Origin of the sequence: Comamonas sp. E6 (assembly GCF_001010305.1) — a bacterium.
In the GTDB taxonomy this organism is placed as follows: domain Bacteria; phylum Pseudomonadota; class Gammaproteobacteria; order Burkholderiales; family Burkholderiaceae_C; genus Comamonas; species Comamonas thiooxydans.
Map to the genome: position 1 here is coordinate 22,041 of NZ_BBXH01000015.1, position 12,345 is coordinate 34,385.

A 12,345-nucleotide genomic window follows, 5' to 3' on the forward strand; every position below is an offset into this window, starting at 1 on the left:
ATGAATTCCCTTACTTCCAATGCATCACCGACGCCTGCGGCAGGGTCCAGCGGCCGCAAATGGCGCCAACTGACCTCGCCCCCGATTTTTTACCACTGGGCGGGTCGAGTCTGGCCCTGGATGGCCGTGCTGGCTGCCGTGCTGGCTGCTGCGGGTCTATGGGTCGGATTTGGACTGGCACCTACGGATCACCAACAGGGCGAGGTCTACCGCATCATCTTTTTGCATGTGCCGGCCGCCTGGATGTCCATGTTCATCTATCTGGTGGCAGCGCTCCATGCTGCCCTGGGGTTGATTTACGGCACCCGTCTCTCCCCCCTGCTGGCAAGGGCCCTGGCCCCCACGGGAGCCTTGTTCACAGCCATCGCCTTGTGGACCGGGGCTGCCTGGGGCAAGCCTACCTGGGGAGCCTGGTGGGTATGGGATGCCCGCCTGACGTCGGAGCTGATCCTGCTGTTCCTGTATCTGGGCTATATGGCCATGGTCTCGGCCATAGAGGATTCGCGTCGGGCCGATGGCGCTGGCGCCATCGTGCTGCTTGCTGGTGTGGTCAATGTTCCCATCATCTATTTCTCGGTTCAGTGGTGGAGCACCCTGCATCAGGGTGCGAGTATCCGCATGGATACAGCTCCCAGCATGACACACACCATGCTGGCCGGCATGCTGCTGATGGCGCTGGCCTGCTGGGCCTATACGCTGGCCGTCGCCCTGGTACGGGCACGTTGCCTGATTCTGGAGCGAGCCCGCGAGGAGAGTCTGTAATGCAGGATCATGCTTTTTTCATTGCTCTGGCCTACGGTGTGAGCGCGATGGCGCTGGGTATCGAGCTGGTCAGCATCTTTGTGCGCAGCCGTCGCCTGAAGGCTGAAGCCGCGTCCGGACTCGAAGCCAGGGAGAACCCATGAAGCCGCGCCAGCGTCGCCTGCTGTGGGTGTTGGCAGGACTTGCGCTGATGGCCGCAGCCGTCACGCTGGTGCTGCGAGCGCTCAACTCCAATGTGATGTTCTTCTACAGCCCCAGCCAGGTTCATGCGGGTGAGGTTCCGCATGGTGCGGCCTTTCGCCTGGGAGGCCTTGTGGAGCCTGGCTCACTGCAGCGCAGCGGCGACGGAATGCTGCTGCGCTTTGCCGTGACTGATGAAGTGCGCAGTGTGCCTGTGCAGTATCGAGGATTGCTGCCCGACCTGTTCCGCGAGGGCAAAGGTGTGGTCGTATCGGGCCGTATGCAGGCGGACGGTGCCTTCCAGGCCTCCGAGGTGCTGGCCAAGCACGACGAGAACTACATGCCGCCCGAAGCGGCCCATGCATTGAAAAACGCCGCCGGCAAGCCGTCGGAGAAGTCTGCCGACGACGCCACCGTCAGGGAAGCCGGCCAGGACAGCGCCGGTGCCGTCTCCAGCGGAGGCCGCACATGATCGCTGAACTTGGCGTGTTCGCCCTGGTACTGGCCCTGGTTACGGCAGTGCTGCTGGCGGTGCTGCCGCTGGCCGGTGCCCACTGGGGACTGGCGGGCTGGGTAAGGCTAGCCCGGCCCGCAGCCTTTTTGCTATGCGCGTTGTGCGTGCTGTCTTCGGCCAGCCTGTTCTGGTGCTTCTGGCGCGGAGACTTCTCGGTGCTGTATGTGGCGGCCAATTCGCATAGCGACCTGCCCATGGCCTACAAGCTGGCAGCGTTCTGGGGTGGTCATGAAGGCTCCATGCTGCTGTGGCAGCTCATGCTCTCGGGCTGGACCCTGGCGGTGGCCTGGCGCAGCCGAGACCTGCCGCCGGCCTTCGTGGCGCGCGTGCTCGCGGTGCTGGGATGGATCAGCGTGGGCCTGCTGCTGTTCCTGCTGTTTCTCTCCAACCCGTTTGCACGCCTGATCCCGGCGGCAGCGCAAGGCAAGGACCTCAACCCCTTGCTGCAGGATCCCGGCATGGTGCTGCATCCGCCGCTGCTGTACATGGGCTATGTGGGCTTTGCCGTGCCCTTTGCGTTCGCACTTGCGGCACTGATCTCGGGCGAGCTGGGTGCAGCCTGGGCGCGCTGGTCGCGTTCCTGGACGCTGGCGGCCTGGGGCTTTCTCACACTGGGCATTCTGCTGGGCAGCGCCTGGGCCTATTACGTACTGGGCTGGGGCGGCTGGTGGTTCTGGGACCCGGTGGAAAACGCCTCTTTCATGCCCTGGCTGGTGGGTACGGCCCTGCTTCATTCGCTGATCGTGACCGACCAGCGCGGTGCCTTCCGCAGCTGGTCGGCCCTGCTGGCCATCTGCGCATTTTCGCTGAGCCTGCTGGGTACCTTTCTCGTGCGCTCAGGCGTGCTTACCTCGGTTCATGCCTTTGCCGTGGACCCAGGGCGGGGGCTCTTCATCCTGTGCTTCATCGTGGCTGTGGTGGGAGCATCGCTGTGGCTGTTCGCCTGGCGCGCACCGGAGCTGGGCCGCGGCTCCGGGGAATTTGCCATGCTCTCGCGCGAAACCTTTTTGCTGATCAACAACGTGCTCTTCACCGCTGCCGCGCTGGCGGTACTTATAGGCACGCTGTACCCGCTGGCGCTCGATGTGCTGAGCGGCGAGAAGATCTCCGTGGGGCCGCCGTACTTCCAGGCCGTCTTTTTGCCTTTGGTGCTGCCGGCCCTGGCCCTGATGGGCGTGGGCACGGTGGCGCGCTGGAAGAGCAGCCTGGTTGGCGAGCTGTGGCGGCGCCTTCGCGTGGCCCTCGTGCTGAGCCTTGCCTGCTCTGCAGTGCTGGCACTGGCAGGCGGCTGGATGGGTGTGCGCCTGTCCCCGGCCACCTTGCTGGGCCTAGCCCTGGGCCTGTGGTGCCTGCTCAGCACACTGGCCCATATCTGGCAGCGCCTGGGGCAAGGCCTGGAAATCAGCAATCTGGGCCAGCGCCTTTCGCGCCAGCCCTGGGGCTGGTGGGGCATGCTGATGGCCCATGCCGGTGCGGGCGTGTTCGTGCTGGCGGTAAGCCTGGCCGACGGGCTGGAGAGCCGGCACGAAACCACGCTGGCGCAGGGTGAGACTGCCGAGGCGGGTGGCTACCGCTTCCGCTTCGACAGCCTTGGTCCGACAGCCGGCCCCAACTATGACGCGCAGCGTGCCCAATTCACTGTCAGTCGAGCGGGGCAGGACAGCTGGAGCATGTTTCCCGAGAAGCGGGTTTACCGCGCCCAGGGCATGGCGCTGAGCCAGGCCGCCATTGACAGCGGCTGGACACGCGACGTTTTCGTGGCCCTGGGCGATCCACTGGACGATCAAGGCCTGCGCTGGACCGTGCGCCTACAGGTCAAGCCTTTCATGGACTGGGTCTGGATAGGCACGCTGATGATGGCGCTGGGCGCGGGCCTGAGCCTTATGGACCGGCGCTTTCGTACAGCCAAGCAGCGAGCGCATCGCCAGTCCGGCGCTCCGGCCCTGCAAGGAGCTGTCTGATGCGCTTTGTCCTGCCCCTGGCAATATTTTTAGGCCTGGCCATCATGCTCGGGCTTGGCCTGCAGCGTGACCCACGGGCCCTGCCTTCGGCGCTGCTGGAACAGCCCGCACCGGCCATAGACCGCCCTCTGCTCGAAGATCAGCAGCAAGTCCTGCATCTGCAGGACCTGCGAGGCCGGGCCTGGTTGCTCAATGTCTGGGCCTCATGGTGCGCCCCCTGCCGGCAGGAGCTACCCGTATTGGCCGAACTCTCGAAGCGCGACGCGGTCGCCGTCTACGGCCTGAACTACAAGGATCAGCCGGACAAGGCTCGCGCGCTGCTGCGGGTGGCGGGCAACCCCTACCGAGCTTCAGCCATCGACGGCGATGGCCGCGTGGGCATGGACTTCGGCATCCAGGGAGTGCCGGAAACCTTTGTCATCGACAGCCAGGGCCGCGTGCGCTATCGCCACGTAGGCCCGGTAACCGCAGAGATATGGCGCGATCGGCTCCTGCCGGTCATCAGGAGTCTGCAATGAAACCGCGAAGTATCGGCGCTGCCTTCACAGCGGCCTTGCTGGCCTGCATGGCAATGCTGGCCCAGGCCGGGCAGACCGCTCGGGACCAGGAACTGCTGGATCGTGAAATGGCGCTGGCCGCTCAGCTTCGCTGTGTCGTCTGCCAGAACCAGACCGTGGCCGAATCGCGTGCCCCCATGGCCGAGGACATGCGCCGCGAGATCCGCAACCAGCTCGAGCAGGGCCATAGCAATGAGCAGGTGATCAACTTCTTCGAACAGCGCTATGGCTCCTTTGTGCGCTACAACCCGCCCTGGAAGCCATCGACCTGGTTGCTGTGGAGCAGCCCGTTCCTTGCCGCGCTGGGCGGCTTTGTCCTGCTGCGGCGCACACTGCGCCAAAGGAGCATGCCGGACGAGCCACTAACTCCGCAGCAACGGGACCGTGCACGTCAATGGCTGGACACGACCTCGAAGGAGGAACGCCAATGAGCGCCATGCACTGGTTGTGGCTGGGTGCCACCGCCCTGATGCTTCTGAGCCTGGCTGTACTGCTGCCGCCTCTGCTGGCCGAGGCCCCATCGCCCGCCAGCGATCCTGATGAAGCGCTGCGCCGCCTCTACCAGGCCCAGTTGACCGAGCTGAAGCTGGAGCGCTCAGGGGGGCGCCTGAGCGAGACCGACCACGCTCAAGCGGTCGAAGAACTGCAGCGGCGTCTGCTCAGAGAACTGGACAGACCCCGAGCATCAGTCGCCTGGCGCCAAAGTCCATGGCTGCGCCGTGGCAGCGCGCTGTTGTTGGCGGTGCTGCTCCCTGTCGCCGCGTTCGCTTTGTACCTGCAGGTGGGTGACCCAAAGGCTGCGGCGCAGCTGGCGCAGGAACAGCCCGACGCGCACGGAGACGGCGCGGGCGATACGCAAGTGCAGGCCATGGTGGATGGGCTGGCCCGGCGTCTTGAGGAACAACCCCGGAACCTGCCTGGCTGGGTGATGCTGGCCCGCTCCTATGAGACTCTGGAGCTATTTGACGCTGCGGCCCAGGCATACCGGCAGGCTTTGCAGGAGGCGCGGCGTAGCGCGATGGATGAGGAAGTCCAGGCGAGGTTATGGGCCGATCTGGCCGACGCGCTGGCATCGGCCCAGGGCGGTGATCTGGATGGCGAGGCCGGCACGGCCATCGCCCAGGCACTGCAGTTGCAGCCGAGCCAACCCAAGGCGCTGGCCCTTGCCGGCAGTGCCGCCGTGCGCCATGGCCAGCTGGATGAAGCGGGCAAGCATTGGCGGGCCCTGCTGGCGCAGCTGGAGCCCGGATCGGACATGGCGCTGCGCGTGCAGGACGACCTGCTCAAGCTGGAGACTTTGGCGTCTGAAGACAGCTCGAGCATCACTGCCAAAACTGCGGCCGCATCCAAGAGCAGCCTGAGCGGAGAATTGCGATGGGCAGCCTCCAAGGCCAATCCATCTGAACTGTCCCGGTTGGCCAGGGCTCAGGTCTTTGTCGTGGCTCGCGCCGACGGTCACCCCCGGCCTGTGGCAGTGCTGCGCCTGCCTGCGACCGCCCTGCCGACACATTTCACGCTGGGACCGGAGAACCTGCTCGATCCTGCAGTTTCGCTGTCGTCATTCCCGGAGCTACGTTTGCAGGCGCGGCTGTCGCTGGACGGCCAAGCCATGCCACGAGCAGGAGATATCTACAGCCAGTCGCTCTCGGTGACTCCCGGCTCCTCGAACTTGCTGCTGGAATTGAATCCGGCTTTCTAGCAAGTGTGTCTCGACTGAAAGCAGCCAGGCAGACAACGTGCGTTATTGCATCTCTGGTGCAGGCATTGAGCCGTCATGCATGTGCTGTGACAGCGAATCGGAATACGGAGTCAAGAGCCGCTATATTGCGAGGGGCGGCTCAATCCTGAACCACGACTCCGCTCTGGACGGTGATCGGGATGCGCGATCTGGACACAGGCAGAAATCAACCGACAGCTGCGACAAAACGTCTGCTTGAATGCCGTTTTCCGCTAACGGCTTCGTACCGGCAAAACAGAAAATGCCCGCTTTTCAGCGGGCATTTTCTGTTGCAAACTCTGGTTTCGTCTGCACGTTTGGTAGGCGCGATTGGACTCGAACCAACGACCCCCACCATGTCAAGGTGGTGCTCTAACCAGCTGAGCTACGCGCCTGTTGTTCTGTTCGATGAAGCAATTGTAGCACGGGTTTTTCACTCATTTTTTGAGAGCTAACATTTTCTTGTCATCGAGCACTGTCAGGCGCAATCGGGACTTACATCAGCGCCTTCTGGCCGAGCGAACGCCGGAGACACTGGCGACGATGCCAAGTACCTTGTTGAGGCGACCCGAATCTGCCACTTCCACCGTGAACGTCATCCATGCCGTCCCCTTGACGGACTGGGTCTGCACTCCGATGACATTGGTCTTCTCGCGTGCAAACACGTCCGAGATATCGCGCAGCAAGCCTTGACGGTCGGCCGCCTCCACCGCAACGTCCACAGGGTAAACCGGTCCACCCTTGTCCACATGCTTGGGGGTGCCCCAGTCGACCTCGATGACACGCTCCGGGCTCTTGGCCATCATCTCGCGGAAATTCGAGCAATCGCAGCGGTGAACGCTCACGCCCTTGCCACGGGTCACAAAGCCGCCGATCTCGTCCGGAGGAGCCGGCTTGCAGCATTTGGCGAGCTGGGTCATGAGCGAATCGACGCCCACCACCAGCACCCCGCCGCGCGAAGAGTCATGGCCGCGCGCCTTGCGCACCGGCGTGAATGCATCTTCCTCTGGCGTTTCTTCACTGGGACGCAGCACGACTTCGATATTGCGCAGTGAATACTCGTCCTTGCCCACGACTTCAAACAGTGCATCGGCAGACTTGAAGCCCAGCTGTGCAGCCAGCTCTTCAAGCTTGATCGCCGTCTTGCCTTCGCGCTGTAGCAGCTTTTCAACGGCCTCGCGCCCGCGCGAGACGGTTTCGTGCGTGGCCTGGGCATTGAACCAGGCGCGCACCTTGGCCTTGGCACGGTTGCTGACCAGATAACCCAGCTCGGCATTCAGCCAGTCGCGGGAGGGGCGGTCTTCCTTGGCCGTGTTGATCTCTACCGTCTGGCCACTTTCCAGAGCGGTGTTCAGCGGCACCATGGCCCCGTCCACACGCGCACCACGGCAACGATGGCCCAGGCTGGTGTGCACCGAGTAGGCGAAGTCCACCGGCGTGGCCCCTTGCGGCAGCTCGATCACGGCCGCATCGGGAGTCAGCACATAGATGCGATCTTCAAACAGACCACGCTGGGCCGAGCCCGTCAGGTCGCTGCCCCAGGCCAGCAACTGGCGCAGCACGGCGATCTTGGCGTCATATTCGCTGGACGCAGACACGCCCGCATAGCCCTTGGTGCCGGCTTCCTTGTAAGCCCAGTGCGCGGCCACGCCATGCTCGGCATGGTCGTGCATGGCCTGGGTGCGGATCTGGATCTCTATGGTGCGCCCGGTTTCATCGCGCACCACCGTGTGCAGAGACTGATAACCGTTGGGCTTGGGTTTGGCGATGTAGTCGTCGAACTCCTTTTCCAGCGGTGTGAATTGCTCATGCACCCAGGACAGGGCTGCATAGCAGTCCTTGACCGTAGGCACGATGACGCGCATGGCACGGATATCGAACAGCTGGTCAAAGCTCAGCGACTTGCCGCGCATCTTCTTGACGATGCTGTATATATGCTTGGGACGCCCCTGAACCGAGGCGCTGATGCTGTGGGCGCGCAAGTCGGCCTCGAGCCGCGCACGCATCTGCTCCATATAGGCTTCGCGCTCGACACGCTTTTCGTCAAGCAGACGCGCGATCTGGCGATAGGTATCGGGCTCCAGAAAACGGAAAGCCAGATCTTCGAGCTCCCATTTGATCTGCCAGATTCCCAGTCGGTTGGCCAGCGGCGCAAAGACATAGAGCGCTTCGCGCGCGATGCTGGGTGAAACCGGGCTCTTCTCGGCCGCGTAGTAGCGCAGCGTCTGCAGGCGCGACGCCAGGCGCAGCAGCACCACGCGCAGATCGCGCGAGAAGCCCAGCAGCATCTTGCGCACGTTCTCGGTCTGGGTGGCCACGCCATCGACATGCTGGCTGCTCAGCTCGGCGTCTCGCGCCTGCTGCTGCACCCGGATGAGTTTGATGGTTTCGACCGCCAAGGTCGCAAAATTATCGCCAAACGCCTTGGCAATCACTTCCTGCGGCTTGTTCAGGTGCACGCTGGCATGCACCAGATAAATGGCCGCCTGCATGGTTTCCGAGCCACCGATTTTCTTGAGGATGGCGGCAACGGCGTCGGCATGGGTCAGGGTGTTTTCACCGGTCTCCATGACTTCGCCGGCAATCAGAGGTTCTGCAAAGGCACGGGCGCGCACCAGCGCATTGACTTGATCGGGCAAAACCTCGGATGTGGCGGTAATCAGATGCGGCGTCGGCTCCGTGAGCTTGGGTGCGGCGTCAGAAACTGTGGTTACGGTATCGCTGGTCTTCATGCAGCTTCCTCTTGGGCCTGCTGCGCAAGACTGATGTTCGCAGGCAAACCCTTATCCCCTTGTAAAAACTTTTGTATCAACGCCACTTGCCCCGGCACTACCAGCGTTGGAGCATGTCCCACGCCCTGCAGTTCCGTGCAATGCGCCCTGGGGCCACGCTCGGTCATGGCCTTGGCGGTACGGCTGGAAAGCAGATCGGACTCGGCCCCTCTGATAAGCAATACCTGTGCCTTGATCTGGTCGTAAAGCTGCCAGAGCAAGGCCTCACCGGCCTGAGCAGTCTCGCGCGTCATCTGTGCCATGGGCATTGCAATACGGGGGTCGTAATGCAGCACCACACCCCCTTGGGCATCTGGCTTGATCATGGCTTGCGAGAGCCGGCTCCATTGCTCATCGCTATGTGGGCCGAATCCCTCGGAAATCAAGCGCATGGCAGCAGCAGCGCTCTCAAAGTTGGGAAATTGCAAGCCTTTCCCGACGTAGGAGCCGATTCGTTCCAGCGACTCCCATTCAATCGCCGGCCCTACGTCGTTGAGCACCAGTCGCCGAACAGGCACCGGCAGCGGCAGACCGGGCTGCCCCACGACACCCATCCCGATCAAGCCACCCATGCTGGTACCGACCCAGTCCAGGGTTTCAATCGGTGCCTGAGCATGCAACTGGGCCAGCAGCGCCAACATATCGGCCGCATACAGCGGCAGCTGATAACCCATGGGGTCGGCCAGCCAGTCGCTTTCGCCGCGCCCCACCACATCGGGGCAGATCACGCGGGCAAAGCGGCTGAGCTCGGCGGCCAGCACATCAAAGTCCCGCCCCTGGCGTGAGAGGCCGTGCACGCAGACGATGACATGAGGATGTCTTGGATTGCCGGTATGGTTCCATTCCCAGTACGCCATGCGGTGCGTTCCCTCGGGCTGAGCCTCGACCTGTTGGCGGCGCTGAGCACTGGCCCAGGTGGGAGCCGTTGCAGAGGCTCCGGGACACGATACGTAATTCAGCGTAGGTTGATTCATGGAGAACGCGTTTTCAAGACCGGGGCCGATAATGGCTGTCGTCGCATCGTAATTCATTCGGAGACCTTGTATGTCCATGTTGAAAGGCAAAACCGCTCTCGTGACGGGATCGACCAGCGGAATCGGCCTAGGTATCGCAATCGCTTTGGCACGCCAGGGTGCCAATATCGTGCTCAACGGCTTTGGCGATGTCGAAGCACCACGTGCCCAGGTGCTTGATGCCGGCAAAGCAGCCGGTATCGAAGTCGGCTACCACGGAGCGGACATGAGCAAGGCCACCGACATTGAAGCCATGATGAAATACGCCGCCGCCGAATTCGGCCGCGTCGACATCCTGGTCAACAACGCCGGCATTCAGCATGTGGCCAAGGTGCAGGACTTCCCCGTGGAGAAGTGGGATGCCATCCTCGCCATCAACCTGAGCAGCGCCTTCCACACCACGCGCCTGGCCCTGCCCGCCATGCAGCAGGCCAACTGGGGCCGCATCATCAATGTGGCTTCGGTGCACGGCCTGGTCGGCTCGGCCGAAAAATCGGCCTATGTCGCCGCCAAGCACGGCATCGTCGGCCTGACCAAGGTAACGGCGCTGGAAAACGCCACCACCGGCGTGACCTGCAACGCCATCTGCCCCGGCTGGGTGCTCACGCCGCTGGTACAAAAGCAGGTGGACGCGAAGGCTGCCGCCCAAGGCATCAGCAATGAAGACGCCACCAAGCAACTGCTGGGAGAGAAAGAGCCTTCGATGCAGTTCACCACGCCCGAAGAGCTAGGCGAGCTGGCCGTCTTCTTCTGCTCGGCCGCGGCCAACAATGTGCGCGGCGTGGCATGGAATATGGACGGCGGCTGGGCCGCACAATAAAAGCCGCTCGGCTCCAGCGCATGCGTCTATCAATTAGATAGCATCTAGCGCTTGCCAGAAAACATATTCAGCATCAAATCATGATGAAAATCAAAAAGGAGCAGCGCAAGCTGCTCCTTTTTTATACACGCCGCGCGGATCCGATCACTGCATCTGAATCGAGCCACCGACGCTGACCGTCACCTCGGTGCGATCCGCCTCCACCGGAACGGGTGCGGCATCCGCATAGCTGGCCTTGGCCATGCTCATCATGCGCGGGCGAGGCATGGGATGCCCGCCGCCGCCGCTGCTGCTCACATTGACCTCGCGCAGGCTGTAGCCCGCAAAACCGAAGCTCTTGGAGATGGCCGCAGCACGCTGGCGGAAGCTCTCGATCGCCTTGGCCTGGGCTTCGCCCTCCACCTTTTCCCGTGCTTCGCGCGAGAGGCCGAAGCTCATGCTGGCCAACGTCATGTCCTGCACCTTGGCCGCTGCCTGAGTGATGCGCACGAAGTCGCGCCCCTGCAGCACGATCTCTGCTTGGCCCTGCCAGCCTTCGATCTTGCCATTGTTGCCATAACGCGGCGAGATGGAGAAATTACCGGTGCTCAATTCCATCTGCCGACCTTGCGCATCGTTACGCAGCGTGGTCATGGCGGACTCCACGATCTTTTGCAGCTGGGACTGAACGGACGCGGCATCGCGGCCATCCTTGCTGGCCGACAGGGTTGCCGTCATCCAGTCCTGCTTGACCTCCACGGTTCCCTGAGCCGACAGCTGCACCACATTGGCAGGTCTATGCATGTCACGCGCGGCGCCCTGGGCCCATACATTGCCGCCAGCGCAGGCCGCAGCCAGCGCAAGTGCGGCAGCCGCGGCGCGAGAGGAAGAGGAAGACTTGGAAAATTGATTCATGCGGTTCACCCTTGTAAGTAAATCAGGCCATGCAGATACACATGCATTTCACCATTGCGCAAAGTCGCTGCAGCGCAGCATGTCAGCCCAGAGTGTGACTTTATGTACGAATACTCCACATTCGACACACCAACAGAACAAACACTGAAACAATAGTGCAAAATACTCTTGAAAAGTTCCTCATGAAACATTTATTGTTCCATTAATAAACGCAACAATCGTAACAAGTAGCAAGACTTGACCTTGTTTTGCTGGATTTTTTTGATCTAGCGATAACAATGGGCCAGTTACAAATAAATCGACAAGGACGATCATGGCAACGACGAACAACCGTACTGACAAGATCCTCGTGGTGGATGACGATGCACGCATCCGCGACCTGCTGCGCCGCTATCTGACGCAGGAAGGCTTCGAGATCATGATTGCCGAGGACGGCAAGGCGCTCAACCGCATCCTGCTGCGCGAGACTGTCGACCTGATCGTGCTGGATCTGATGATGCCCGGCGAGGATGGCCTGTCCATCTGCCGCCGCCTGCGCTCCGCCAACGACCGCACTCCCATCATCATGCTGACCGCCAAGGGCGAGGATGTGGACCGCATCGTGGGCCTGGAAGTGGGCGCCGACGACTATCTGGGCAAGCCCTTCAACCCCCGCGAGCTGCTGGCCCGCATCCATGCCGTGCTGCGCCGCCGTCCGCCTCAGGAAGCACCGGGCGCGCCTTCAGGCGACAACGAGGTGGTGACCTTTGGCCCCTTCACCTTCGACCTGGGCACTCGCGTGCTGCAAAAGAATGGCGAGGAGTTGCCACTCACCACCGGCGAATTCGCCATGCTCAAGGCCCTGGTGCGCCACCCGCGCCAGCCTCTGTCGCGCGAAAAACTGGCCCTGCTGGCCCGTGGCCGCGAATTCGAGCCGTTCGACCGCAGCCTGGACGTGCAGGTTTCCCGCCTGCGCAAGCTGATCGAGGAAGACGCTGCCGCACCACGCTATATCCAGACCGTCTGGGGCGTGGGCTATGTGTTCGTACCCGATGGCATGAACTGATTCTGCCCGCCTCCATCGCAACAAGCCGCCCGCTGCGCGGCTTGTTGCGCTTGGGTACCGGTCCATAAGGCCCATAAGTCAAGCTCTTTCAACAACCACCAGTAGATAGAC

The 12,345-nt window shown here is 62.4% G+C and carries 12 protein-coding genes and 1 tRNA gene; 9 read left to right on the forward strand and 4 right to left on the reverse strand.

Annotated features, from left to right (window positions below):
* The 7 genes from ccmC to ccmI are packed head-to-tail and all read left to right on the forward strand — an operon-like array spanning position 1 to position 5,673.
* On the forward strand, positions 1-762 hold the full coding sequence (gene ccmC / locus CSE6_RS13940) for a heme ABC transporter permease CcmC (protein ID WP_197577693.1): 762 nt from the start codon (positions 1-3) through the stop codon (positions 760-762).
* The gene (ccmD, locus tag CSE6_RS13945; protein WP_012838106.1) at positions 762-905 is read left to right on the forward strand and encodes a heme exporter protein CcmD; all 144 of its coding nucleotides are present in this window, start codon (positions 762-764) and stop codon (positions 903-905) included. Before ccmC ends, ccmD begins: the two co-directional genes overlap by 1 nt.
* Positions 902-1,414, forward strand: a complete 513-nt coding sequence (gene ccmE / locus CSE6_RS13950) for a cytochrome c maturation protein CcmE (RefSeq protein WP_045839011.1) — start codon at positions 902-904, stop codon at positions 1,412-1,414. Before ccmD ends, ccmE begins: the two co-directional genes overlap by 4 nt.
* Complete coding sequence (locus CSE6_RS13955; protein WP_045839012.1) at positions 1,411-3,417, forward strand: heme lyase CcmF/NrfE family subunit; 2,007 nt, start codon at positions 1,411-1,413, stop codon at positions 3,415-3,417. Before ccmE ends, CSE6_RS13955 begins: the two co-directional genes overlap by 4 nt.
* Positions 3,417-3,935 carry a DsbE family thiol:disulfide interchange protein gene (locus CSE6_RS13960; RefSeq protein ID WP_034351930.1) on the forward strand — a complete coding sequence of 173 codons (519 nt, stop codon included), beginning with the start codon at positions 3,417-3,419 and terminating at the stop codon, positions 3,933-3,935. Before CSE6_RS13955 ends, CSE6_RS13960 begins: the two co-directional genes overlap by 1 nt.
* Positions 3,932-4,405: a cytochrome c-type biogenesis protein gene (locus CSE6_RS13965; RefSeq protein ID WP_045839013.1), complete on the forward strand. Its 474-nt coding sequence runs from the start codon at positions 3,932-3,934 to the stop codon at positions 4,403-4,405. The genes CSE6_RS13960 and CSE6_RS13965 overlap by 4 nt, the downstream gene beginning before the upstream one ends.
* Positions 4,402-5,673 (forward strand): c-type cytochrome biogenesis protein CcmI, encoded by a 1,272-nt coding sequence (gene ccmI, locus CSE6_RS13970; protein WP_059440771.1) that lies wholly within the window; start codon positions 4,402-4,404, stop codon positions 5,671-5,673. Before CSE6_RS13965 ends, ccmI begins: the two co-directional genes overlap by 4 nt.
* Before the next feature lie 336 nt (positions 5,674-6,009).
* On the opposite strand, the gene CSE6_RS13975 is transcribed toward ccmI, so the two are convergent.
* The 3 genes from CSE6_RS13975 to CSE6_RS13985 all read right to left on the reverse strand — a co-directional run bounded on the left by CSE6_RS13975 (position 6,010) and on the right by CSE6_RS13985 (position 9,436).
* Positions 6,010-6,086 (reverse strand) — tRNA-Val (locus CSE6_RS13975).
* Between the two features lie 105 nt (positions 6,087-6,191).
* Positions 6,192-8,423, reverse strand: coding sequence for a bifunctional (p)ppGpp synthetase/guanosine-3',5'-bis(diphosphate) 3'-pyrophosphohydrolase (locus CSE6_RS13980; protein ID WP_034351924.1), 2,232 nt, complete (start codon positions 8,421-8,423; stop codon positions 6,192-6,194).
* Positions 8,420-9,436: an alpha/beta fold hydrolase gene (locus CSE6_RS13985; protein WP_174447046.1), complete on the reverse strand. Its 1,017-nt coding sequence runs from the start codon at positions 9,434-9,436 to the stop codon at positions 8,420-8,422. Before CSE6_RS13985 ends, CSE6_RS13980 begins: the two co-directional genes overlap by 4 nt.
* 76 nt (positions 9,437-9,512) lie before the next feature.
* Between CSE6_RS13985 and CSE6_RS13990 the strand changes: the two genes are divergently transcribed.
* Entirely contained in the window at positions 9,513-10,295 is a 783-nt protein-coding gene (locus CSE6_RS13990; RefSeq protein ID WP_034352209.1) for a 3-hydroxybutyrate dehydrogenase, read from the forward strand.
* A gap of 144 nt (positions 10,296-10,439) precedes the next feature.
* Here CSE6_RS13990 and CSE6_RS13995 read toward each other — a convergent pair whose 3' ends face one another.
* Positions 10,440-11,189, reverse strand: a complete 750-nt coding sequence (locus tag CSE6_RS13995; protein ID WP_034351922.1) for an SIMPL domain-containing protein — start codon at positions 11,187-11,189, stop codon at positions 10,440-10,442.
* 313 nt (positions 11,190-11,502) lie between these two features.
* Between CSE6_RS13995 and ompR the strand changes: the two genes are divergently transcribed.
* Positions 11,503-12,234: a two-component system response regulator OmpR gene (ompR, locus tag CSE6_RS14000; protein WP_003055820.1), complete on the forward strand. Its 732-nt coding sequence runs from the start codon at positions 11,503-11,505 to the stop codon at positions 12,232-12,234.
* Positions 12,235-12,345: the final 111 nt, after the last annotated feature.